At 66.0% G+C, this 22,176-nt stretch carries 23 protein-coding genes and 1 tRNA gene; 14 read left to right on the top strand and 10 right to left on the bottom strand.

What is annotated here, in order from left to right; all coding sequences use genetic code 11:
- Nucleotides 1-19 precede the first annotated feature (19 nt).
- Nucleotides 20-400 carry a VOC family protein gene (locus NFU08_RS05655; RefSeq protein WP_251421263.1) on the bottom strand — a complete coding sequence of 127 codons (381 nt, stop codon included), beginning with the start codon at nt 398-400 and terminating at the stop codon, nt 20-22.
- Nucleotides 401-554: 154 nt separating this feature from the next.
- On the opposite strand from NFU08_RS05655, the gene NFU08_RS05650 reads away from it, so the two are divergent.
- Nucleotides 555-1,157, top strand: coding sequence for a hypothetical protein (locus NFU08_RS05650; RefSeq protein WP_251421261.1), 603 nt, complete (start codon nt 555-557; stop codon nt 1,155-1,157).
- A gap of 60 nt (nt 1,158-1,217) precedes the next feature.
- Complete coding sequence (locus tag NFU08_RS05645; protein WP_174178597.1) at nt 1,218-1,826, top strand: DUF6919 domain-containing protein; 609 nt, start codon at nt 1,218-1,220, stop codon at nt 1,824-1,826.
- Between the two features lie 63 nt (nt 1,827-1,889).
- Here NFU08_RS05645 and NFU08_RS05640 read toward each other — a convergent pair whose 3' ends face one another.
- Together NFU08_RS05640 and NFU08_RS05635 are read right to left on the bottom strand one after the other, a co-directional pair.
- On the bottom strand, nt 1,890-2,372 hold the full coding sequence (locus tag NFU08_RS05640; protein WP_174178595.1) for a pyridoxamine 5'-phosphate oxidase family protein: 483 nt from the start codon (nt 2,370-2,372) through the stop codon (nt 1,890-1,892).
- Nucleotides 2,373-2,484: 112 nt separating this feature from the next.
- Entirely contained in the window at nt 2,485-3,873 is a 1,389-nt protein-coding gene (locus NFU08_RS05635) for an NAD(P)/FAD-dependent oxidoreductase (protein ID WP_251421594.1), read from the bottom strand.
- A gap of 139 nt (nt 3,874-4,012) precedes the next feature.
- On the opposite strand from NFU08_RS05635, the gene NFU08_RS05630 reads away from it, so the two are divergent.
- From NFU08_RS05630 to NFU08_RS05620, 3 genes are all read left to right on the top strand, one after another.
- Nucleotides 4,013-4,711 (top strand): TetR/AcrR family transcriptional regulator C-terminal domain-containing protein, encoded by a 699-nt coding sequence (locus tag NFU08_RS05630; RefSeq protein ID WP_251421259.1) that lies wholly within the window; start codon nt 4,013-4,015, stop codon nt 4,709-4,711.
- A gap of 104 nt (nt 4,712-4,815) precedes the next feature.
- Complete coding sequence (locus tag NFU08_RS05625; RefSeq protein WP_174178593.1) at nt 4,816-5,943, top strand: L-talarate/galactarate dehydratase; 1,128 nt, start codon at nt 4,816-4,818, stop codon at nt 5,941-5,943.
- A gap of 10 nt (nt 5,944-5,953) precedes the next feature.
- A complete protein-coding gene (locus tag NFU08_RS05620) occupies nt 5,954-6,652 on the top strand; it encodes a FadR/GntR family transcriptional regulator (protein ID WP_251421257.1) in 699 nt (232 codons plus the stop codon).
- 196 nt (nt 6,653-6,848) lie between these two features.
- Here NFU08_RS05620 and NFU08_RS05615 read toward each other — a convergent pair.
- A tRNA-Leu gene (locus NFU08_RS05615) sits at nt 6,849-6,931 on the bottom strand.
- A gap of 375 nt (nt 6,932-7,306) precedes the next feature.
- Here NFU08_RS05615 and NFU08_RS05610 point away from each other — a divergent pair.
- Genes NFU08_RS05610 through pknB form a run of 7 tightly spaced genes read left to right on the top strand, consistent with a single transcriptional unit; the run spans nt 7,307 to nt 16,736 of the window.
- The gene (locus NFU08_RS05610; RefSeq protein ID WP_174178591.1) at nt 7,307-8,050 is read left to right on the top strand and encodes a DUF3662 and FHA domain-containing protein; all 744 of its coding nucleotides are present in this window, start codon (nt 7,307-7,309) and stop codon (nt 8,048-8,050) included.
- Nucleotides 8,047-8,529 carry an FHA domain-containing protein gene (locus tag NFU08_RS05605; RefSeq protein WP_066272737.1) on the top strand — a complete coding sequence of 161 codons (483 nt, stop codon included), beginning with the start codon at nt 8,047-8,049 and terminating at the stop codon, nt 8,527-8,529. Before NFU08_RS05610 ends, NFU08_RS05605 begins: the two co-directional genes overlap by 4 nt.
- Before the next feature lie 2 nt (nt 8,530-8,531).
- A complete protein-coding gene (locus tag NFU08_RS05600; protein WP_377085138.1) occupies nt 8,532-10,187 on the top strand; it encodes a PP2C family serine/threonine-protein phosphatase in 1,656 nt (551 codons plus the stop codon).
- Nucleotides 10,184-11,581 (top strand): FtsW/RodA/SpoVE family cell cycle protein, encoded by a 1,398-nt coding sequence (locus NFU08_RS05595; RefSeq protein WP_174178589.1) that lies wholly within the window; start codon nt 10,184-10,186, stop codon nt 11,579-11,581. The genes NFU08_RS05600 and NFU08_RS05595 overlap by 4 nt, the downstream gene beginning before the upstream one ends.
- Entirely contained in the window at nt 11,578-13,038 is a 1,461-nt protein-coding gene (locus NFU08_RS05590) for a penicillin-binding transpeptidase domain-containing protein (protein WP_251421255.1), read from the top strand. Before NFU08_RS05595 ends, NFU08_RS05590 begins: the two co-directional genes overlap by 4 nt.
- Nucleotides 13,035-14,765 (top strand): protein kinase domain-containing protein, encoded by a 1,731-nt coding sequence (locus tag NFU08_RS05585; protein ID WP_251421253.1) that lies wholly within the window; start codon nt 13,035-13,037, stop codon nt 14,763-14,765. The genes NFU08_RS05590 and NFU08_RS05585 overlap by 4 nt, the downstream gene beginning before the upstream one ends.
- Before the next feature lie 15 nt (nt 14,766-14,780).
- Nucleotides 14,781-16,736, top strand: coding sequence for a Stk1 family PASTA domain-containing Ser/Thr kinase (gene pknB, locus NFU08_RS05580; protein WP_251421251.1), 1,956 nt, complete (start codon nt 14,781-14,783; stop codon nt 16,734-16,736).
- A 16-nt stretch (nt 16,737-16,752) separates the two neighbouring features.
- Here the strand turns inward: pknB and NFU08_RS05575 are convergent, their stop codons facing one another.
- From NFU08_RS05575 to NFU08_RS05565, 3 genes are read right to left on the bottom strand one after another with little or no spacing between them, the layout of a single operon-like run.
- Nucleotides 16,753-17,394: an aminodeoxychorismate/anthranilate synthase component II gene (locus NFU08_RS05575; RefSeq protein ID WP_174178580.1), complete on the bottom strand. Its 642-nt coding sequence runs from the start codon at nt 17,392-17,394 to the stop codon at nt 16,753-16,755.
- Nucleotides 17,391-17,558, bottom strand: coding sequence for a hypothetical protein (locus NFU08_RS05570; RefSeq protein ID WP_174178577.1), 168 nt, complete (start codon nt 17,556-17,558; stop codon nt 17,391-17,393). Before NFU08_RS05570 ends, NFU08_RS05575 begins: the two co-directional genes overlap by 4 nt.
- A 2-nt stretch (nt 17,559-17,560) precedes the next feature.
- The gene (locus NFU08_RS05565) at nt 17,561-18,355 is read right to left on the bottom strand and encodes a class E sortase (protein ID WP_174178574.1); all 795 of its coding nucleotides are present in this window, start codon (nt 18,353-18,355) and stop codon (nt 17,561-17,563) included.
- A gap of 174 nt (nt 18,356-18,529) precedes the next feature.
- On the opposite strand from NFU08_RS05565, the gene NFU08_RS05560 reads away from it, so the two are divergent.
- Nucleotides 18,530-18,781, top strand: coding sequence for a cell division protein CrgA (locus NFU08_RS05560; protein WP_066280063.1), 252 nt, complete (start codon nt 18,530-18,532; stop codon nt 18,779-18,781).
- 51 nt (nt 18,782-18,832) lie between these two features.
- Complete coding sequence (locus NFU08_RS05555) at nt 18,833-19,444, top strand: DNA-3-methyladenine glycosylase I (protein WP_174178572.1); 612 nt, start codon at nt 18,833-18,835, stop codon at nt 19,442-19,444.
- A 239-nt stretch (nt 19,445-19,683) separates the two neighbouring features.
- Here NFU08_RS05555 and NFU08_RS05550 read toward each other — a convergent pair whose 3' ends face one another.
- The 3 genes from NFU08_RS05550 to NFU08_RS05540 all read right to left on the bottom strand — a co-directional run bounded on the left by NFU08_RS05550 (nt 19,684) and on the right by NFU08_RS05540 (nt 22,117).
- Nucleotides 19,684-20,151 (bottom strand): carboxymuconolactone decarboxylase family protein, encoded by a 468-nt coding sequence (locus tag NFU08_RS05550; RefSeq protein ID WP_174178570.1) that lies wholly within the window; start codon nt 20,149-20,151, stop codon nt 19,684-19,686.
- A gap of 532 nt (nt 20,152-20,683) precedes the next feature.
- Nucleotides 20,684-21,562 (bottom strand): rhomboid family intramembrane serine protease, encoded by an 879-nt coding sequence (locus tag NFU08_RS05545; RefSeq protein WP_174178568.1) that lies wholly within the window; start codon nt 21,560-21,562, stop codon nt 20,684-20,686.
- Between the two features lie 9 nt (nt 21,563-21,571).
- Nucleotides 21,572-22,117, bottom strand: coding sequence for a peptidylprolyl isomerase (locus NFU08_RS05540; RefSeq protein WP_174178566.1), 546 nt, complete (start codon nt 22,115-22,117; stop codon nt 21,572-21,574).
- Nucleotides 22,118-22,176: the final 59 nt, after the last annotated feature.

Here is a 22,176-nt window from a genome sequence, read left to right as displayed (position 1 = left end):
CGCAACTGACCCGGGACCCTCAGTCCTGGTGCAGCTGGATGTAGTTGCCGCAGCCGTCGTCGAACACGGCGCTGATCCCGGAAGGGTCCTCGGCCGGCTCGCCCTTGAAGCTGACCCCCGCCGCCAGCAGCCGCTCATACTCCGCCCGCACGTCCGGCACGCCGAACACGATGGCCGGGAGCCCGGCGTCGTGCACGGCGTTCATGTACGCGGCGCCGATCGGGTTGTCGCTGGGCTCCAGCAGCAACCCCACGGAGCCGGCGTCCAAGCCGGGGTCCTTGATGATGAACAGGTTGTGCTCGGGCATGGCCATCAGCGTCTCGAAGCCCAGGGTTCCTGTGTAGAAGGCGTGGGCCGCGGCGGGGTCCTTGACGTGGATGCTGCACATTTTGAGTCTCATGGACCCACGGTACGTGGCGTTCCGCCCTCCGGAAAGATGCCGGTTCCGGCCCCGGCCGTCCGGACCATTGACCGGCCTTCCGGAACGGGGTGGAATGGAATGACCAGCCCGGGATTCCGCGGCCCGGGCACGCGCTGGAAGTCAGGTGTCCGCCATGGGGGAAGGTTTCGTCGAGGGACTGGTCCAGGGAACCTGGGCCCTGCTGTTGTGCGGCCCGGTGCTGGTTGCCAGTGTTGCGGTCACCGTCTTTGTGGTCCGGCGCCGCGCCCTTGCCGGCGGTAACGGGCCAACCGGGCGTTCGGACCAGCTGTTCTGGGACCTGTTCCTCGGGGCAGCCGTTGCCGCCCCCGCCCTGCTGATCCCCACCCTGATCTCACCGTGGACGGGCCTGTTCCTCGGCGGAGCCGGCATTGCCGCCGGCGTGGCCGCCTACCGGGCGACGCCGAAGTACCTTGCGCGCCGAACGGCACGCGAGGACCACCGGGCAATGGAGTCCGCGCACCTTGCGGCGCAGGCCCGGCACGACGAGCTGATCGCCCGCTGGCGGCGGTATGAGCTGGATCCGGCCTGCTCCATTGACTATCCGGCGCTGACGGACGTCCGGACCCCCGAAACCTCAGCCCTCATCAAGGCCATGCGGCAAGCTGACGAACTGCGCGCTGCACCCCACCGGGGATATCCCGACGCCGTCACCAGCCTGGGTGCCACCCTCGCCGCTGCCGAGAAGGCGGCGGGCGTCCCGGCGGAACAGGCCTAGACGTTACCCGCTGTGTCGTATGCCGTGGAACGGGGAACCCTGCGGCGATAGCATCCAATGATGGATCCCCAGGAGTTGCCAACCCATGACCAGTTCGGCCGGCGGCTGGAGGACCGCGGTGTCTGGCGGCAGGCCACCTCCCTGGCTGCGGCCGGAGAACTGACTGCCCGCTGGCTGGAAGGCGAAAGCCAGTACCAGCCCGGAACCTTCGCCCCCGGCTTTGACGACGAAACCCGGCCCATTGCGTCTTCCCTCGCGGAACTGAACCGCAACGGACTCTTCACCAAGGAGTCCCAGCCCGGCCTCCGCCCGGGCCCTGCGGCGCAGCGGCAGTACGTGACGGGGTTCTGCTCCGCGGCCGCCGCCTCGGCCCTGATCGGACTGTCAGCCCGCACGGAGCTGGTCACTGTGGCGCACGCCCCCGGCGAGTCCAGCAATGCCGCGATCCCGGTGACGCTGGCGGGCACGGAAGTCACCACGGTGCTGGGCTCCAGCGAGAATCCGGTGGACGAGGAACAGATCCGCGACTGGGCGGACGAAACCAACGATTCCCTCGCCCTGCTGCTCGCCGACTCCTGGTATGTGGAGGTCTTCGACCCCGTCTGGGGCCGGAACGACCTGCTGCTGCCGGAGGTGCTGGCCGCCCTCCTGGCGGTGGAGCCCGGTTAAAGGCATACAGCAGAAGGGCGGGGCGGCCTCAGCCGCCCCGCCCATCGAATCCGCTGGCAGGCCCTACAGGTCTACCGTGCCGCTCTCGCCCACGCTCATCCGGCTGTTGGTGACCTTGGACTTGACCCACTGGAGCACCGTGGCAGCGGTGCCGCCGGGGCTGGTCCAGTACTCGGCCGAGTCCGAGTCAATGCGGAGCAGGCACACCTCAGGGGTGTCCGGGCCGTCCGGGAACCATGCTTCGACAGCCTGGTTCCACATCTCGCGGATCTTCTCCCGGTCCGTGACAACCTCGGCCGTTCCCGCAACGGAGACCCATTCGGTGTTCTTGCCAAAGGAGACGTTGACGCGGGGGTCCGCCCTGACGTGGGCCACCTGGGAGGTGCCAAGCCCCGTGAAGAACCACATGTCGCCGTCGTCCTTCACCTCCTGGACAGCCAGCGGCCGGCTGACGAGGGCGCCTTCTTCGTTGATGGTGGTCAACATCCCGATGTGGGAACCGTTGATGATGTCCGTAACCTTGCTGATGCTCTCAGTGTCAGTCATATCTCACCTCGTTCGTCTGCGTGCGGGGGTAATTCCCCTCGGGCCAGCCTATTGGTAAGCATGCTTATTTTCCAGCTCGGAAGGAGCTGTCCGCCCTGCGCTGAAACCGGGGTCAGGCTCCAGCCGGGACGGCCACGCGGGCCACTTCGAGGATCCGGGCCGCCGTCTGCCGGCCCATCCGGATGGCTCCGTCAACATGCTGGTAGCCTTCGGCGGCCAGGTCCGAGGAGGACCAGTAGATGGGCCCCACCGGGGCATGCTGGTCCTTGCCGTAGCGGTGCAGGCCGCCGAGGTCGTAACTGGAGGCGTAGGCGCCGCGGGTCCACTCCTCGGAGCCCCAGTCCGATTCGTAGTACACCTCCGGCTCCAGCGCCTCGGCGCCGAGGAACCCGGCAATGGACTCCAGGATGGCCCGCTTCCGCTCGTTGGCACCCAGCTCGAAGACGGCGTCGGCCTTTTCGTCCGAGACGAACCCCACCAGGGTGCCCCTGGTGTCACCGAAGTTGGTGTTGTCGTACACCTCCTGGACCAGGGATCCGGCGCCGAAGCAGGTGCCGGACAGGCCGGAGTTCCGCCAGAACGGGCGGCTGTAGACAGCGTGGACCTTGATGACCAGGCCCAGCGACTGGTGCTGGTGCATCTGGTGCTGGCGGCGGGGCAGCGGCGGGTTGAAGGAGACCCGCGAGTAGAGGTTGGGCGGCACGGCCATGATCACGAACCGCGCGTTGACGGTTGCCCCGTCCGAGGCCACTTTGACGCGGTGGCCTTCGGCGTCCGGCTCCCAGTTGATGGTGCGCACCGGGGAGTTAAGGACGACGTCGTCCCCCAGCTCCTGCGCGAGCAGCAGGGAGACCTGCTGCATTCCTCCCACCACGCGCCGGTCCAGGATGAAGTCCTCGTCCGTGAGGTGGGTGAAGGACCCCGCCGACGCCGCCATCAGCACAGCCTGCAGGGCGGAGAAGGCGTGGGCCGGCTTGGTGAGCATGCCGCCGGCGATGAAGAGGCCGATGTTGTTGCACGCTTCCTCGTTGGACGAGTGCTGCCGCAGCCAGTGGTGGAAGGAGATGGTGTCCAGCTCACGCGCCTTGGGGTGCGCCCACGGCTCGGTGGCACCGATGTCCGCTGCCAGCCCGTCCAGCAGTGCGGTGAGCTTGTCCATCTCCGCCTGCGTGTCCGGGTCCACGGGGAACGAATCGCCGGCGTAGCGCACAGGAACCCCGTCCGCACCGATATACATCGACTCGCCCTCGCGGTACCGGGGGTACGTCTGCAGGCCCAGTTCGTCCAGGAGTTCCAGGAGTACGGTCTGGTCAGGCGAGACCCACTGGCCGCCGATCTCCAGCATGGCGCCGTCAACCGTGCCGGTCCAGGTGCGGCCGCCCACGCGGTCCCTCGCCTCCAGCACGGCAACGGTCAGGCCGGCCTTCTTCAGTTCACGGGCTGCGGTGAGTCCGGACGGCCCGGCTCCAACGACCACGACGTCGCGGTTCAGGTTCAGCATGATGTCCTCTCTTTGGTCCTGCCAGGTGACGGGGACCACTAAATGAACGGCATTCATTTATTAGAACTATAGCCGCTCCTGTCATGGACGGGAAGTGCCCGGTGGAATAATGCTGGAGACCACCGACGAAAGGGCAGGCATGCCGGCAGTATCAGCCACTGAGGGGCGCCCCCCGGGGAGTGCCGGTACCCAGAGGCGGCGGGCCGGCAGGCCGTCGGCCGCCGTCCTGGACAAGGCCGGAATCACCGCGGCGGCACTGGAACTGATCAACCGCAAGGGATATGACGGCCTCACCATGGCCGCACTGGCCAGGGAACTGGACGTGGCGCCGTCGGCCCTCTATAACCACGTGGCTGCCAAGCGGGACGTCCTGCTCCTGGTGGAGGACCATCTCACTTCCCTGGTGGATGTATCCGGCTTCGGCCCGGCACCGTGGGAGGATGCCGTCCGGGGCTGGGCCTGGAGCTACCGGAACGTCTTCGCCGAGCACACGCCGCTCATTCCTGTCATCGCGGTCCTGCCGGTGACTGACGCGCCGCAGACCCTGGCCATGTACGAGACCGTCAGCAAGGGCTTCCTCGACGCCGGATTCCCGCAGGAGCGGATTGTCTCTTCCATCGTGGCCCTGGAGTCCTTCATCTTCGGCTCCGCCTATGACGTGACGGCACCGGCCGACATTTTCGAGTCGGGCTCCATGGCGGAGGCAACACCGCACTTCACGGCTGCGGTGCGGAGTGCCGCAGGACAGGTGGACGGGCCGCCCGCAGATGCGGCGTTCAGCCTGGGGCTTGAGGCGCTCATTGCAGGACTGGGCGCCCTGCGGGAGCAGCGGGCTTAGTCCAGCTTCCTCACGACAGACCTGGCACCACTTGTAATACAAGTACCCTACTTATATCCTAAGAGGGCGGGCGAAGGAGCCCGGTCCCGCCCGAAGGAGAACCCGTGAGTACCGTCGACCTGATCCGGCACGTCAAGCTGTCCACCGCCCGCCTGCCCCTCGCCGTTCCCATCAGCGACGCTAAGGTCTTCACGGGCCGGCAGAAGCCCATGACCGAGGTCGTTTTCCTCTTCGCCGAGATCACCACGGAACTGGGGCACACCGGCGTCGGCTTCAGCTACTCCAAGCGCGCCGGCGGTCCGGCACAGTACGCACATGCCAGGGAGGTCGCCGGGGGCATCATCGGCGAGGACCCCAATGACATCGCGAAGATCTACACCAAGCTGCTGTGGGCCGGAGCGTCGGTAGGCCGCTCCGGGGTGGCCACGCAGGCCCTTGCCGCAATCGACATTGCCCTCTACGACCTCAAAGCCAAGCGGGCCGGCCTGCCCCTGGCCAAGTTCCTGGGCGCGTACCGCGACTCCGTGCAGACCTACAACACCTCCGGCGGATTCCTCAACGCCAGCCTCGAGGAAGTCAAGGCACGCGCCACGCAGTCGCTGGAGGAGGGCATCGGCGGCATCAAGATCAAGGTCGGCCTGCCGGACAGCAAGGAGGACCTCCGCCGTGTCGCCGGGATCCGCGAGCACATTGGCTGGGACGTCCCACTGATGGTGGACGCCAACCAGCAGTGGGACCGCGCCACCGCCCTGCGCATGGGACGCCAGCTCGAGGAGTTCAACCTCATCTGGATCGAAGAGCCCCTGGACGCCTACGACTTCGAGGGCCACGCGCACCTGGCGCAGGTCCTGGACACTCCCATCGCCACCGGGGAGATGCTCGCCTCCGTGGCCGAACACAAGGGCCTCATCAGCGCGAACAGCTGCGACATCATCCAGCCGGATGCGCCCCGGGTGGGCGGAATTACCCAGTTCCTGCGCCTCGCCGCCCTGGCGGACGAGCGCGGCCTGGGCCTGGCCCCGCATTTCGCCATGGAGATCCACCTGCACCTGGCCGCTGCCTACCCGCGCGAGCCCTGGGTAGAGCATTTCGACTGGCTCGATCCGCTGTTCAACGAACGCCTCGAAACCAAGAACGGCCGGATGATCGTCCCGGACCGTCCCGGCCTGGGCATCACCCTGAGCGACCAGGCGCGCGCCTGGACCACCGAATCAGTGGAGTTCGGCGCGTAACCTAGTTGCCATGAGCCGGAACCTCACCGCGGACCTCGCCGCTGACCTTCGCACCCGCATCGTCGACGGCGTCATCCAGCCGGGCGAGAAGCTCCCCAGCGAAAACACCCTGATCAGCGACTTTGGCGTCAGCCGTACCGTGGTGCGTGCCGCGCTGACCCGGCTGCAGGCCGAAGGACTTGTGGAAACCGAACGGGGACGGGGCAGCTTTGCCCTCACCCCGCCGTCGGACGGACCCTCCCCTGCTCCGGGGGCGCGTCCGGTGGCCACCATGGAGGACCGGCTGCACCTGCTGGAGTTCCGCATGGGGGTCGAAGCGGAGGCCGCAGCGCTGGCAGCGCGCAACCACACAGAGCGGCAGCTGCGGGCCGTCACCGCAGCGCTGGAGGAGTTCACCGCCAGCGCAGGGCACCCGGCCCACGCCATGAAGTCGGACTTTGAGTTCCACCGGGCCGTAGCCGCCGCTTCCGGCAACCCCTATTACTCGGACTGCCTCTCGGCCCTGGGCCAGACGATGATCGCGATGCCGCGCACCCGGCTGATGACCGGCGTCGAACACTACGCCCGGGACCACTTTGACCAGGTGGTGCAGGAACACCGGTCCATCTCTGAGGCCATCGCGGACGGGGATGCGGCCGCTGCCGCTGCTGCCATGCGCAGCCACCTGGCGAATTCACGACGCCGGTTCAAGGCATCGGCGCGTCCCTAGCGTCCGCGAACTATCGCCGCCGCGTGGCACCAAGCCAGGCTCCCGTCGTCGAACCGGGCCTTGAGGCACCCGGGTCTGGACACAACACCCCGTAACCCCGGGGTGAAAAGTCCACACAGCGGTGCAACCGGCTTTACCCAAACTCTGGGAACGCAAAAGAGCCCCGGTCCTAAGACCGGGGCTCTTCCTGTTTGTGTGCGCGAGGGGGGATTTGAACCCCCACACCCTTTCGGATACTGGCACCTGAAGCCAGCGCGTCTGCCGTTCCGCCACTCGCGCGCAACTTCTTTCACCCAACCACGGCCGGTTTCCCGGATCCGCAACCTTGTAAAAGCAGCGAGATCAAGCATAACGGACAGTGGACGGAAATTACCAATTGGGCTCCCGTGCGCCTGCCCGGCCCCGGCGGGACCCGCTGGTTCGGGCCCCGCCAAGGGGGCGGAACAGGCGCCGGATCCGGCGCGGCTGCGGCGTTGGAGTGAACTTTTGCAGGCGGCGGGCCGTTGTTGATTAAGGTCATTCACAGGCCTGCCCAGTAGTATCGGATGTAGGAGTGGCTGCCGCACGCGCGCACGCTCCTGAGTTGTGAACTGCACGGCGGGTGAAGTTCCGGAACGGAAACTGCCCCGCAGCCGGGGGGAAAGGAGAAGAATCATGGGTCTGCTGGACAAAGTTGAACGCGGCATTGAAAAGGCTGTCCGGGGCGTCTTCTCCACCGGCTCCCGCGCCCAGGTTGAGCCTGTGGAAATCGCCAGCCGCCTGCGCCGCGAGGTGGACCACAAGGCCCTGACGGTCTCTGCCGGCCGCACACTGGCGCCCAACGTTTTCGACGTCCAGCTCAGTGAAGACGACTTCAAGAGGGCCCAGGAATGGGGCACCCCGCTGGCCGAAGAACTCTGCGATGTGGTGATCAACCACGTCCGCAGCCAGGGCTACACGCTTCAGGGTTCGGTGCGGATTTCCTTCCGCCGGGACACGGACCTGCGCGCCGGCGACTTTGAAATCCTCTCCTCCACCGAGAAGTCCCAGGGTTCCCCGGCTGGTGCCCCCGCGCGCTCCAACGTACCGGCCGCTCCCAGCCGGCAGCCGGTCCGGCTCCAGCCCGTCCTGGACATCGACGGGCAGCGCTATTCCCTCAACGCGCCGTCCATCGTACTGGGCAGGTCTTCCGATGCCGACATCCACGTCGAGGACACCGGCGTTTCGCGCCGCCACCTGGAAATCCGCACGGCCAACGGCGTGACCAGCGCAGTGGACATGGGCTCCACCAACGGCAGCTACGTCAACGGGCAGAAGGTGTCAGGGAGCACCGAGCTCACTGACGGCTCCACCATCACTATGGGACGGACAAAAATCATCTTCCGCCTTCTGCCTGCCGGTCCTGGCGGCCGCGCATGAGCGACCTGACCATCACGGCCCTGCGCTTTGGCTTCCTCCTGCTCCTCTGGGTGCTGATTTTCAGCATCGTCTCCGCGATGCGGAGGGACCTCATGGTGGGGCGCAAGGCAGCGTCCGGCGCCCCAACCCAACGCCAGGTCCGCAAGAACCCGGGCCTGGCGGAGGCCGCCCCGCAGCCGGTAAAGCAGCAGGCCCACCAGCTGGTAGTCATCGAGGGACCGCTGAAGGGAACCACCCTTCCGCTTGCCGCCAGCCCCATCCTCCTGGGACGGGCCCAGGAGGCCACGCTGGTCCTGGAGGACGACTACGCCTCCGGCCGCCATGCACGGCTGTTCCCCCAGGGCAGCCGCTGGTTCATCGAGGATCTCGGTTCAACGAACGGAACGTACCTGGCGGACCAGCAACTTACCCGTGCCCTGCCGGTTGAGCCAGGGGTACCCGTGAGAATCGGCAAGACGGTCATCGAATTGAGGCCATAGCCGTGGCCGCCACGCAATCCCCCGCAAACGGGCACCAGCCCCCGCAGCGGCCCCTCATCATGCGCTTCGCCGCGCGCTCCGACGTCGGGCGCATCCGCTCCAAGAATGACGATTCCGCCTACGCAGGCCGGCACCTCGCCGTCGTCGCGGACGGAATGGGCGGCCACGCAGGCGGCGATGTTGCCTCCGCCGCCACCGTCCTGGACATGATCCACCTGGACCGCGGCGGCTATCACGGCGACGCCGGCACGGTCCTTGCCGACGAAATCCAGACCGCGAATTCCCTGCTGTCCGAACTGGTGCACCAGAACCCGAAGCTCGCGGGAATGGGCACCACCGTCACCGCCCTCCTGCTGGCCGAGGGAAAGCTCCACTTCGCGCACATCGGCGATTCCCGGGCCTACCGCCTGCGCGACGGCGAGTTCAAACAGGTGAGCGTGGATCACACGTTCGTCCAGCGGCTCATCGACGAAGGCAGGCTCCGCCCGGAGGAAGCCGAGAGCCATCCGCACAAGAACGTCCTGATGCGGGTGCTGGGCGATGTCGACGCCAGTCCCGAACTTGATCTTGACACCCTGGACGTACGGCCGGGCGACCGCTGGCTGCTCTGCTCCGACGGCCTCAACTACGTTGCGGGCCACGCCGTGGAACGGACGGTACGGGAAACCAAGGACCTCCGCGAGTGCGTGGAAACCCTGGTGGACCTGACCCTCGAAGCCGGTTCCCCGGACAACGTCACCGTAATCATGGTGGAAATCGTCGAAGAAACGCCCGACGACGTCAGTACAGCCGCCGTCGAAGTCATTCCTTCCACGAATGCTGCCTTGGCCGTTGCCGCGGCAGCGCGGAAAGACACCCCACCGGCGGCCAGTAACGCCGCCGGGGACCCTGACTCAAAAGAAGCGGAGGACCCGGGAGACTCCAAGGACGCCGACGGCGCTCCGTCCGTGCAGTCAGGCGCCACCGACCCGCACCTGGGCGAGCATCTGTCCGCCGAAGTCCTCCGGGAGGAGCTGGCGTCACGGCCGCACGCACTTGTGGGGGCTGCCGCGGCGGCCGCAGAGTCCGGTTCCATCCCCACCATCGCGGGGCGCACCGTGGCGCGCAGGGCTGCAACCCTCCTGACCCACAGGGCCGAACAGCCCGGCAACGACGCTGAGGACACCCTGGCACCGGCCAAACCGCGCAGGTGGGTCACCTGGACCATCGCCGCTTCGGTGCTGTTGGCACTGACGATTGGCCTGTGGCTGGGTTATGCCTGGACGCAGACCCGGTACTACGTTGGCGAATTCGATTCACGGGTGGCCATCTACAACGGGGTTTCCCAGCGCCTCGGACCCATCGGACTGTCCAGCCTGGAGACCGTCACGGAGATCCGGATGGATTCCCTGCCGCCCTTCTCCCAGCAGCGCGTACGCCAGACCGTTCCTGCCAACGACCTGTACGACGCCCAGCGCATCGTCAAGAACCTTGAGCTCACCGGAACCACGTCTCCTGAACAGGACTGCCCCACGCCTTCTCCCTCCCCGGCAGCATCCACCCCTGCCCCGGCGCCCACGGCCTCCGCTGCCGCTGCACCGGCCCCGGACGCTTCTCCAGCGGCAGCCGGTCCGTCCCCAACGCCCAGCCCCTCCGTCACCTGCGAGGCGGTCCAATGAGCCAGCTCAGCACCATGCCCAAACCGCGCCGCAACGTTGAACTCGCGCTGCTCCTGCTTGCCCTCGCCGTCGGCATCGGCGCCAACATGCTGGTGGGCATCGACCGGGAGAATGCGTTTGATTCCGACTTCTGGTTCCAGTCCGGCCTCCTGGCCGTCGCTGCCCTGGTCTTCCACGGGGTCCTTCGCTTCCGCGCAAAATATGCCGATCCAGTAATACTTCCGCTCGTGGTGGCGCTGAACGGCCTGGGGCTTGCCATGATCCACCGCCTGGACGCCCCGGGCGACGACACCGGCAACAACCAGCTGCGGTGGACACTTATCGCCATGGCCGTGGCCATCGGTGTGATCTGGTTCCTGAAGGACCACCGGGTCCTCCGCCGGTTCACCTTCATTTCGCTGGCTGCCAGCGCGCTCCTCCTGATCCTGCCGCTTGTCCCAGGCATCACGGCCGGCGAAATCCTCGGCGCCCGGGTCTGGATCCGCCTAGGCCCCATGACGTTCCAGCCCGGTGAGGTCGCGAAGATCACCCTGGCTATATTCTTCGCTGGTTATCTTTCCTCCAACCGCGATTTGATCCTGCTGGCGGGCCGCAAGGTGGGGCCGCTGCAGTTCCCGCGGTTCAAGGACATGGGCCCCATGATCACCGCGTGGCTGGTCAGCATCGGTGTGCTCATCTTCCAGCGCGACCTGGGCTCCTCCATCCTGTTCTTCGGCCTGTTCATCGTGATGATCTACGTGGCCACCAGCCGGATCAGCTGGGTTGTCATAGGCCTGGCCCTCATCGCCGGCGGCGGGTTCGTGGCCGCCCAGGTCTTCTCCCACGTGCAGCTGCGCATCGATGGCTGGCTCAACGCCTTCACACCGGAGGTCTACGACCGGTTCCCCGGCGGAAGCCGGCAGATCATTCAAGGCCTTTTCGGCATGGCCAACGGCGGTTTGGTCGGCACCGGACTGGGCCAGGGCCGCCCGGACCTGGTCCCCTTCGCCAACAGCGACATGATCATCGCTTCCCTGGGCGAGGAACTGGGGCTCATCGGACTCTTCGCCGTCGTCCTGATGTACCTGCTGCTGTTCACCCGTGGTTTCCGGGCTGCCCTGGGCACCCGCGACGCATTCGGGAAACTTCTGGCGTGCGGGCTGTCCTTCGCCGTGGCGCTGCAGTGCTTTGTGGTGATCGGGGGCGTCACACGCCTGATCCCGCTGACGGGCCTCACCACGCCGTTCCTGGCGGCCGGTGGCTCGTCCCTGCTGGCCAACTGGATCATTGTTGGCCTGCTCCTGATGATTTCGCACACTGCGCGCGGCCCCGTGGACACCACTCCCTTGCCGCCGGGCAAAGGATCGGAAGCACCAGGCATTGATACTCCTACCGAGGCGGTGAAACACCTGTGAACCAGGCAATACGGCATTCATGGGTGGCGGCCATCGCGATGTTCGCGCTCATCTTCGGAGCCATCAGCTACGTCCAGGTGATCGGGGCCGACGAACTCAAGGCCAACCCCTGGAACCAGCGCGCCGTCCTGCAAAGCTTCTGCAACGACCGGGGCGCCATCATTGTGGGTGGATCCCCCGTGGCGGAGTCCGTGGACACCGGCTCGGAGACCTGCGCCTTCCAGCGCACATACCCGCAGCCGGAGGCCTACGCGGGAATCACGGGCTACTTCTCGCAGAATTTCGGCGCCACCGGCCTGGAGCAGTCCATGGGAGCGGAGCTTGCCGGCAACTCGGACCAGCTGTTCCTGGACCGTGTGGGGCAACTGTTCCTCGGAAACCAGCCCAAGGGCGCATCGGTGGAACTCACCATCGATCCGGAGATCCAGGAACTCGCCTACAGCCTCATTCCGGACGGGCAGCGCGGCTCCATTGTGGTCACCAACCCCAAGACCGGAGCCATCCTGGCCATGGTGTCCAAGCCGTCCTATGACCCGAACCTGGTGGCCACCCAGGACCTCGCCGCAGCCGACGCCAGCATGAATGAACTGATCAAGGTGCCCGGGATCAACCTGAACCCGAACGTCAGCGGACCCACCGGGGAACTGCTGGCCCCCGGCTCAGTGTTCAAGCTGGTAGGTACCGCAGCGGCCCTGTCATCCGGGAAGTACAACAAGGACAGCGAACTACCCAACCCTGCGGAGCTGCCCTTCGAAGGCATCGAGTACCGCCTGCCCAACTACGCGGGGGGCAACTGCTATACCCGGGACACAGCCAGTTTCGCCTTTGCGCTCCAGCAGTCCTGCAATACCCCCTTCGCGAGCATCGCCCTGGACCTGGGCCGGGACGCCATCGCCGAACAGGCGGCAAAGTTTGGATTCGGCCAGGACATGGGTGACCAGCTCAAGCTGGACTACGCCAGGGGGAGCACCTTCCCTGACGACCTCGACGGCCCCGGCCTGGCGCAGTCCGTCATCGGCCAGAAGGATGTCAGGGCGACGCCTCTGCAGGTGGCGCTCATGACCGCGGCAATCGCAAACGACGGCGTCCAGATGCAGCCCAACCTGATCAAGACCCTGCGGTCCCCGGACCTCCGGGTGATTGATGAACCGCAGCCGAAGCAATTGCGGACCTCCACCACCCCGGACATCGCCAACCAGATTACGGAGTGGATGGTAAGCGCGGTCAGCGAAGGTATCGCAAACCGCGCCGCCGTCCCCGGCGTCCAGGTGGCAGGAAAGACCGGAACCGCCGAGCTCGGCAACGGAACCAACAACTCCTGGTTCACCGGCTTTGCCCCCGCAAACAACCCGCAGGTGGGTGTCACGATCGTCATGGAAGGCGTGGACATCACCACCGGAGCACAGCTGACCAGTCCGAACGCGAAGAGAATTTTTGAGGCGGTGTTGAATAAGTGAGGCCTACAACCGGAATCACCCTCGGCGGGCGGTTCCAGCTGACCACGCGGATCGCGATTGGTGGCATGGGTGAAGTGTGGAAGGCGAAAGACCTCGTCCTGGGCCGCATCGTCGCGATCAAGGTGCTGAAAGAGGAGTACACGGGCGATCCCGGGTTCCTCCAGCGTTTCCGCGCCGAGGCCCGCCACACGGCGCTCCTGAACCACGTGGGCATCGCCAACGTCTTCGACTACGGCGAGGAGGAAGGTTCCGCCTACCTGGTCATGGAACTGGTCCCCGGCCAGCCGCTGAGCAGCATCATCGAACACGAGCAGGTCCTCTCGCCGGACCGCACGCTGTCCATCATCGCGCAGACCGCCCGTGCCCTCTCCGTTGCGCACGCGCAGGGCCTGGTGCACCGCGACGTGAAGCCAGGCAACCTCCTGATCACGCCCGACGGGCGGGTCAAGGTCACAGACTTCGGCATTGCCCGGCTTGCCAACCAGGTGCCGCTCACCCAGACCGGCCAGGTGATGGGCACCGCACAGTACCTTGCACCCGAGCAGGCCACCGGCCAGACGGCCACCGGCTCGTCGGACATCTACGCGCTCGGCGTCATCGGCTATGAGTGCCTGACCGGCCACCGCCCCTTCTCCGGCGAATCCCAGATTGCGATTGCCCTCGCCCAGGTCAATGACGCACCGCCACCCCTGCCGGAATCACTGCCCACCCCGGTCCGCGCCCTCCTGATGTCCATGCTGGCCAAGGACCCCAAGGACCGGCCGGAGAACGCCATCAAGCTGGCCGAGGCAGCAGAAGCCATCCGCAACGGCGACATTAGCGCGGCCCGCGCAGCCGTCCCCGGAATGCTCCTCTTCGATGCCGACACCGGCCCCATCACGGCTCCGGTGGACACTGCGACGGCGCCGACCGGCGTCATCGGCGCACAGCGGGATGATTCCCCAAGCCGGACTTCCGCCTTGCCGGTGGTTGGCGCGGGTGCGGCGGGTGCAGCCGCAGGAGCGGCAGCCGGCGCTGCGGGGGCAGCTGCTGACGCCGACGCCCCCCAGGGGACGCTGGCCCGGGCCAACGCCCTCGCCGCGGAGCGCAAGTGGGTTCCGGAAGAAACAACCTACGACGACGAGCCCGCCGATGAGCCCCAGCGCAAGGGCCGCAGTCCCTGGACCTGGCCCCTGATCGCCCTGATCCTGCTGCTTCTGTTTGCGCTGGTGGGGTTCTTCCTCAGCCAGCGGGGAATCCTGTTCCCCTCCGAGGACCCCACGTCCGCGGGGACCACGAGCAGCGCGGCACCGAGCAGCGCCAGCCCCACCAGGACAACCCCGTCCGCCACCCCCACGCAGACCCGCTCGACGCCGACGCCGACCACGACTCCAACGACGGAAACCGTCAACGTGATTCCGGAGGCGTACCTCGGAAGGGACTACCGGACAGTCCAGTCGCAACTTTCGGCGCTCAACCTCGATGTCAGCGTTGAGCCACAGGTCGATGCCAATGCTGCGCCCAACACCGTCATCGGACTGTCGCGGTCGGGCCTGGTGGAAGTTGGCTCACCCGTAACGATTACCTACGCCGTGGCGCCCGAGCCCGCACCCACAACATCTGCCCCAGCTCCGGCTCCAACCGCGGCGCCCACCACCTCGTCGGTGGCGGCGCCCACCCTGGAGTCACCTCTGCCCGACTGCACGGACGGCCAGCAGCCGGGTACGCCCCCAACCTGCAACCCGTAGCCGCCAGGACATCCCATGAATGAGTCACCGCGCACCCCGTTGCACCGTGAGGACAGCCTCCCGGTGGATAACCGCCGCGTCCTGAGTGGCCGCTACGAACTGGGCGGCCTGATTGGGCGCGGTGGCATGGCAGACGTATACCGCGGCGTGGACACCCGGTTGGGGCGGACGGTGGCCATCAAGCTGCTGCGCCCGGACCTTGCCCGTGATCCGCAGTTCCAGGCAAGGTTCAAGCGCGAGGCACAGGCTGTGGCCGCCCTCAACCACTCCTCCATCGTCGCCATCTACGACACAGGCGAACACCTCGTCCACGATGGCTCCGAGGACGTCCGGGTGCCTTACATCGTGATGGAGTTCGTGGAGGGGAAGACCCTCCGCGAACTGATCCGCGGCCACGACGTCACCATTGGCCAGGCCATCGACTACTGCATGGGCGTCCTGGGGGCGCTCGAGTACAGCCATAAGGCCGGGATCGTCCACCGGGACATCAAACCGGCCAATGTGATGTACTGCGAAAGCACCAACTCGGTGAAGGTGATGGATTTCGGGATCGCCCGCGCCATCGCGGATTCTTCGGCCACCATGACCCAAACCCAGGCCGTGGTGGGCACTGCCCAGTACTTGTCTCCCGAACAGGCCCGCGGCGAAGCGGTGGACGCGCGCAGCGACCTCTACTCCGCTGCCTGCCTGCTGTACGAGATGCTCACGTCCCGTCCGCCGTTCGTCGGCGACAGTCCGGTTTCGGTGGCGTACCAGCATGTCCGGGAGATACCCGAGCCGGCGAGCACCCTCAATCCCGAAGTGACTCCGGCCCTGGACAGTGTGCTCGCTAAAGCCCTGCAGAAGAACCGCGACGACCGGTTCCAGGATGCGGCGGCCTTCCGCCGTGCCCTGCGCGCTGCCCGGTCGGGGGTGCCTGTTCCCGCGGTAGCCGCCTCCGAAGCGCCGACCGACCCCAACGACCATGTCCCTGCCCCGACGGCTCCGGCCACCGAAGCATTTGGTATTACAGGGGCGGGCTTCCTGGACGATGCTCCCACCGGCAGGCTGGCGGCAACGCACGCCTCCGCCGGTGACAAAGGGGCCGCTTTCCCCCTGGCCGCCGGTTTCGATGACCGGCCCCAGGCCGAGGCGCTGCCGCTTGGCCTCCCTCCGGAACGCGAGCCGAGCCCCCGGCAGAAGTCCCGCCGTCGTGCATGGATTGCCACCCTGGTGGTCTTCACCCTGCTCGTCCTCGCCGGCGGCGGGCTGTGGCTGTACAGCACCGTCAACCGGCCTGCCCCGGAAATACCGAAAGTCCAGATCCCGGTGGTCGCTGCCATGACAGAGTCAGCGGCGCTGCAGGAACTGTATAACGCCGACCTCAAGCCCAGGATTGTCCGGTCGCAGCACGATACCATTCCCAAGGGCACGGCCATCGGCACCGAACCGGAGTCCGGTGCGTCCATGGATCCTGGGGCGGAGGTGGTCCTGAACATCTCCGAGGGCCCCAGCGCCGTCATGATTCCCGAAAGCCTCCCGGGGAAGACGGAAGCGGCGGCCAGGGATATACTGCGGCAAAGCGGACTGGCCGGCGCACCGTCCACCACTACAGCCAACAGCGCCACGGTTCCCGCCGGAATCGTGATCACCACCAGCCCCGCGCCGGGCCAGATGGTCGGTGTGGGAACCAGCGTCGAGCTGATCGTGTCCACGGGCAAGGTTGCGCTTCCGGAACTGCGGGGACGCACCCGCGAAGAGGCTGAAGCCGCGCTGAAGGAACTGAGCCTGGTCCCTGCGGTGATCGAGGTGGAGAACGCCCAAGTGGAGGCAGGCAGGGTGACGGACCAAAGCGATCCGGTCAACGCCACCGTGGAACAGGGAAGGACCGTCACGATTGTGGTGGCCAAAGCTCCGCCGCCGCCTCCGCCAAGCCCCGAGCCGACCGCGACACCGACGCCCAAGCCGACCTCCACCAAGGATGACGACTGACGGGTCAGCCTGCAGGTCAGTGCTGGATCAGCGGACTCAGTTTGGCTGCCCGGGCGGCTGCGCCCTTCATCCCCAGCGACTCCAGCCAGTTTCCCAGCATCTGGTAGCCGCCTTCGGTCAGCACAGACTCCGGGTGGAACTGCACACCGCACAGCGGCGCCGTCCGGTGCTGGAGTCCCATCACCACACCTGTTGCGGTCTCGGCAGTGACCTCAAGGACGTCAGGAATCGATTCGCGGACGGCTGCCAGCGAGTGGTAGCGCGTGGCGGTCACGGGGGAGGGGAGTCCGGCGAAGACGCTGGTGCCGATGTGCTGTACCAGGGACGTTTTACCGTGCATCAGCTCCGGAGCGTGCGTGACCTTCCCGCCGAAGGCCTCCGCCAGTGCCTGGTGCCCAAGGCATACACCGAACATGGGCACGCTGTTCTCGCCGCACCACTTGATCAGTTCAATGCACACCCCGGCTTCCGCGGGGTTGCCGGGACCGGGTGAGATGAGCACACCGTCGCGGGTGCTGGCCAATTCAATGGCCTCCGCCAGTGTGACGTCGTCATTGCGGACAACCGTGGTTTCGGCGCCGAGTTCCTGAAGGTAGCCCACCAGGGTGTAGACGAAGCTGTCGTAGTTATCCACCACGAGGATTTTGGTTGTGGTCACTGGCTTGCTGAACCAATCGTTGAGTCGGTGAATTGGGTGTATTCGGACATCCAGGGAAAAAGGAACTGAACCATCAATACCAGTGCGGCAGCGACGAGCACCAATGAGGTGACAATCCGCAGCCAGAGGGGTCCGGGAAGATGCCGGAAGATCCAGCCGTACATGCTCAGCCCTTTCCGATCGCCGCAGCCACCTGGTCCGCGATTTCGGCGGGCGGTCCCGCCGAGGCGGGGCGCCAACTGTCCAGGAGCGAGTAGGCGATGATGCGTTCTTCGGCCCCAAAGCGGGGATTGCAGCTGGTCATGGTCAGGTATCTTTCGGTGGGGACGGTCCCCGGGAGTGTGGGCACCGGTTCCAGGACGTCGGTGCGCGATGGCATTACGATCTGGTTGTTGCGGAACACATAGACGTAATAGCCGTCCTTGGTCTGGACGTAGATCTTGTCCCCGGGAACCAGGGTGTGGATGTTGTCCAGGACGGCGCCGTGGGTCTGGCGGTGCCCGGCAACGGCAAAATTGCCGACCGCTCCTGGCATGGCGGTGGTGCCGTAGTGTCCCAGCCCCAGGGTGTCCAGAACATCGCTGGTGGTGCCCTCCACGATGGGGCGGGTGTAGTTCGCGCCGAACCGCGGAATGTACATGATGCCGATAGTGCCGGCGTGGCCGGGTGCGGCGGACACCACCGGCTCGCCGAAGTCCTCCCCGGCAGATGGCGCAGAGCCTTCCGGGGCGGCTGGTGCGGCCGGGGCAGCGCCACCGAGGTCCTGGGCGAATTCCTTGATCACTTCGCTCTGCCTGGCGTCCGATTCGACGTTGGTCCACCACAGCTGCCATGCAACGAACAACAGGAGGATGATCCCGGCGGTGATGAGCAGCTCGCCAACCACCTGGACTGCTCCACGCAGAATTACGACGCCGGCGGGCGCCGCAGCGGTTCGGCCCGCCTTCTCCTGCAACACCACGCGTTCTCCTCGGGGCGGTTCCATCGGGCACCGGCGGCCCACGAACTACGGCTAGAATTGGCTGCTAGTAAGAATCCAGATTTGACCAAGATCGCGCAGACCGCTGGCAATTTCCTTCTTGCAGGATACCAAGCCCGGAACGCCGAGCTTGCCTCAGCCCGCCAAGGAGAGCCAGTGCCCGAGTCAAAGCCGCGCAAGAAGACTGCCAGCACCGCCCCCCAGGCTTCTTCCCAGACGTACAAGCCGAACCCGGTGTGGTTCAAGCCCGTGATGTTCGGACTGATGATCATCGGCCTGTTCTGGATCATCACGTTCTACATCAGCGAAGGACGCTTCCCCGTCCAGGCATGGGAATCATGGAACATCGTGGCCGGGTTCGGTATCGCCATTGTCGGCTTCCTGATGACCACCCGCTGGCGCTCATAGGTTCCTTTCCCGGACGGCCGGCAGGCCGGACCTTAACCCCGAGGGAAACGCATGCCCCCTGACGATCACGGTGTCCTGCTGGGCGGGGACGGCCTGGCCCGCCCGGCGTGGGCGTCCTCCGACCCCTTGCTGCGGGACTACTACGACCATGAATGGGGCATGCCCGTCAGGGATGAGCAGGGCCTCTACGAACGTATCTGCCTGGAAGGATTCCAGGCAGGACTTTCCTGGGCCACTATCCTGCGCAAGCGCCCCGCGTTCCGGACAGCTTTTGCCGGCTTCAACCCCGACGCCGTCGCACAGTTCACCGATGCCGACGTCGAGCGGCTGCTTCAGGACGCCGGCATTGTCCGGAACCGGCTGAAGATACGTGCCGCGGTCACTAATGCCCGCGCGACCCTTTCGTTGCGGCAGGACGGCGGCCTGGTGGACTTTGTGTGGCGGTTCCAGCCCGAAGCAACCCCCCGCCCCCGGACCCATGCGGACATCCCCACCCAGTCGGCGGAATCCATTGCCCTTTCCAAGGCCCTGCGAAAAAGGGGCTTCGCCTTCGTGGGTCCCACCACCATGTTCGCCCTCATGGAGGCCATCGGCATGGTGGACACCCATCTGGTGGGAAGCCACCGGCGCGGTTCATCGGGGATTTGGCCGGACGCAGGCTAGGCGGACGCCGCCCGGGCAGACTTGCCGCGGCGACCACGCAAGCGGTGGCAGTACGCCCGTGGAAGCTGCTCGCTTTCCCCAGCTGTTGGGAACCTTATCCACAGCCACCCGCCCATCGGGGGATATTCAGGGCGCCGATCCCCGCCGCGACAGCGCGAGGCGCTCATCCTGCATCCCGGACGCAGTTATTAACAGTGTGGAATACCTGTGGATAACGGCGGGAGAGGCCCGTTCCCGGCCTAGCGCTCTTTGCGGACCGGGTGGTGGCTGGTGATCGACACGCGATTGAAGGCGTTCATGGCAATGGCCAGCCAGCTGACCACGGAGAACTCCTCCTCCGTCAGGTGTTCCCGGGCGTAGGCTTCCTCCTGCTCCTGGGAGCTGTGGCCGGGGAGGGTTGTGATGCTCTCTGCCAGCGCCAGGGCTGCACGCTCCTTCTCGGTAAACAGCGCAGTGTCCCGCCAGGCCGACAGCACCGCCAGCCGCTGTGGAGACTCTCCGGCCTGGACCGCGTCCCTGACGTGGACGTCCAGGCAGTAGGCGCAACCGTTCAGCTGCGAGATACGCACGTGCAGGAGCTCCACGGTCTTGGGTTCCATCCCGACTTCCTGCGCCGCTTCCTTGACCTTGAGCCCCAGGCCGTTGAGCGCGCGCCATACGGCGGGGTGCTGCTTGTCGAGGAAGATGTGCTTGGTGGTCGCAGTCATGGACCCTCCTGTCGGGAAAACGGACGTAAGCCAAGGGTAGGCGCCCGGTAATTGTCCACTTACCAACATGCCGATACCCACAAGTTATCCACAGTTGTGGATACGGCCGGAGACAACCTGGACGCCGGAGGCCTGCACGCTGCCATGCGGGCCTGTACACAGAGGTGAACTACAGCCTTGTTGTTTATTAACAGTGTGCATAACGGTGTTGATAGTTCCCTCCTGAACAGCGGCCTGAGCCCTTAGGGAAGCAATTTCCCCGAGGTTATCCACAGAACCTCATCCCTTGGCCGGTTTGTCCACTTAAACACACCCCTATCCCCAGAGGTTATCCACAACTGTGGAGAAAAACAGGCCTGTTCTGGGGAAAACAGCCGCAATTCAGCGGTCTGGAAGGGTCCGACCGATGAACTACACGCCTGTAAGTTACCAACACTGTGGATAAGGGCTGTGGAAAACGAAACCCCCGCCGTCCTGCGGACGGCGGGGGTTTCTTGTGCGTGGTGTGGGTATCGGCTGCTTGAACCTGGACCTACAGGGAGATCTTAAGCCAGCTGACGGCAATGAGCAGGAGAAGAACTCCGGCCAGTCCTGCGGCCTGGAGGAGCCGCTGCCGCGGCCCGCGGGGGACATATGCCAGGACCGCGGCGCAGAGGCCGCCAGTGATGAGTCCGCCCAGGTGCGCCTGCCAGGCGATCTGGGGGATGAGGAACCCGATCACCCCATTGATGGCGATCAGCACCCAGAGCTGGCGGGTCTCACCGCCCCGGTGGCGCTGCACCAGCAGCATGGCCCCGAAGAGGCCGAAGATCGCGCCGGAGGCACCCACGACGCCTACAAGCCCCTGGCCCGGCACAAGGACTGGGTTCAGGAGGAGGTATCCCACGGAACCGCCCACGGCCGAGATCAGGTACAGCGCGAGGAAGCGGGCACGGCCCAGAAGGGGCTCCAGCGCCTGGCCGAAAATCCACAGCGTATACATGTTGAGGATGATGTGCAGGAGCGAGTCCGGCGAGTGCAGGAACGCGGCGGTGAGCATCCTCCATGGTTCGAACACACCGTACTGGGGCGTGGCGAACACATTGTTGTAGGCGAACTGTTCATAGACCACCTGGCCCGGGATCAGCCACTGCAGGGCATACACAACGGCGCACACAGCGATGATCCCGAACGTCACCCGAGGTTTGCCGGTCGCTACGGCACCGCCATAGACGGTCCGCACCTCCGGCGTCGTGCGTGCTGTTTCGTTGACGCAGTCAACGCATTGGAATCCGACGGCGGCCGCCCGCTGGCAGTCGGGGCAGGCCGGTCGTCCGCAGCGCTGGCAGCGGACGTAGGAGGGCCGGTCGGGGTGCCGTGGGCACACCGGAACCTGGGCGGACGGCTCAGCCGCCGGAATTCCGTAACTCATGGTGCGGTATTACAGCTGTTCGATGTCGATGCTGTTGATGGTGACGTCCTCCACCGGACGGTCGCCCATGCCGGTGCGCACGCCCTCGATGGCATCCACAACCTTCTTGGAGTCGTCGTCTGCCACCTCACCGAAGATGGTGTGCTTTCCCTGCAGCCAGTCGGTGGGGATGGTGGTGATGAAGAACTGCGAGCCGTTGGTGCCCTTGCCCATCCTGATGCCGGCGTTGGCCATGGCCAGCTTGTAGGGCTGGTTGAAGCTCAGTTCGGGGTGGATCTCGTCGTCGAACTGGTAGCCCGGACCGCCCGTGCCGCGGCCCAGCGGATCGCCGGCCTGGATCATGAAGTCCTTGATGATGCGGTGGAAGATGGTGCCGTTGTACAGGGGCGTACCACTCTTGTCGTCGCCCGTCTCCGGGTGGGTCCATGCCTGCTCACCCGTGGCGAGGCCCACGAAGTTCTTGACCGTCTTCGGGGCGTGGTTGCCGAACAGGTTGACGACGATGTCGCCGAGGCTGGTGTGGATGGTTGCTTTTGCAGTTGCGATGGCAGTCATAGGCCCTATTCTTCCACGGCAGCCCAGGGCGCGAACGGCTGCCGCCGCAGTTCCGCGCT

Origin of the sequence: Pseudarthrobacter sp. NCCP-2145 (assembly GCF_023708005.1) — a bacterium.
In the GTDB taxonomy this organism is placed as follows: Bacteria; Actinomycetota; Actinomycetes; order Actinomycetales; family Micrococcaceae; genus Arthrobacter; species Arthrobacter oxydans.
The sequence above is the reverse complement of the archived record's forward strand: the minus strand, read 5'-3'. Positions and strand labels throughout refer to the sequence as shown.

What these genes read in the sequence shown, in the direction of transcription:
- NFU08_RS05655 (WP_251421263.1), bottom strand. Translation starts at nt 400, where the DNA reads ATGAGACTCAAAATGTGCAGCATCCACGTCAAGGACCCCGCCGCGGCC.
- NFU08_RS05650 (WP_251421261.1), top strand. Translation starts at nt 555, where the DNA reads ATGGGGGAAGGTTTCGTCGAGGGACTGGTCCAGGGAACCTGGGCCCTG.
- NFU08_RS05645 (WP_174178597.1), top strand. Translation starts at nt 1,218, where the DNA reads ATGGATCCCCAGGAGTTGCCAACCCATGACCAGTTCGGCCGGCGGCTG.
- NFU08_RS05640 (WP_174178595.1), bottom strand. Translation starts at nt 2,372, where the DNA reads ATGACTGACACTGAGAGCATCAGCAAGGTTACGGACATCATCAACGGT.
- NFU08_RS05635 (WP_251421594.1), bottom strand. Translation starts at nt 3,873, where the DNA reads ATGCTGAACCTGAACCGCGACGTCGTGGTCGTTGGAGCCGGGCCGTCC.
- NFU08_RS05630 (WP_251421259.1), top strand. Translation starts at nt 4,013, where the DNA reads ATGCCGGCAGTATCAGCCACTGAGGGGCGCCCCCCGGGGAGTGCCGGT.
- NFU08_RS05620 (WP_251421257.1), top strand. Translation starts at nt 5,954, where the DNA reads ATGAGCCGGAACCTCACCGCGGACCTCGCCGCTGACCTTCGCACCCGC.
- NFU08_RS05610 (WP_174178591.1), top strand. Translation starts at nt 7,307, where the DNA reads ATGGGTCTGCTGGACAAAGTTGAACGCGGCATTGAAAAGGCTGTCCGG.
- NFU08_RS05605 (WP_066272737.1), top strand. Translation starts at nt 8,047, where the DNA reads ATGAGCGACCTGACCATCACGGCCCTGCGCTTTGGCTTCCTCCTGCTC.
- NFU08_RS05595 (WP_174178589.1), top strand. Translation starts at nt 10,184, where the DNA reads ATGAGCCAGCTCAGCACCATGCCCAAACCGCGCCGCAACGTTGAACTC.
- pknB (WP_251421251.1), top strand. Translation starts at nt 14,781, where the DNA reads ATGAATGAGTCACCGCGCACCCCGTTGCACCGTGAGGACAGCCTCCCG.
- NFU08_RS05570 (WP_174178577.1), bottom strand. Translation starts at nt 17,558, where the DNA reads ATGTACGGCTGGATCTTCCGGCATCTTCCCGGACCCCTCTGGCTGCGG.
- NFU08_RS05555 (WP_174178572.1), top strand. Translation starts at nt 18,833, where the DNA reads ATGCCCCCTGACGATCACGGTGTCCTGCTGGGCGGGGACGGCCTGGCC.
- NFU08_RS05550 (WP_174178570.1), bottom strand. Translation starts at nt 20,151, where the DNA reads ATGACTGCGACCACCAAGCACATCTTCCTCGACAAGCAGCACCCCGCC.
- NFU08_RS05545 (WP_174178568.1), bottom strand. Translation starts at nt 21,562, where the DNA reads ATGAGTTACGGAATTCCGGCGGCTGAGCCGTCCGCCCAGGTTCCGGTG.
- NFU08_RS05540 (WP_174178566.1), bottom strand. Translation starts at nt 22,117, where the DNA reads ATGACTGCCATCGCAACTGCAAAAGCAACCATCCACACCAGCCTCGGC.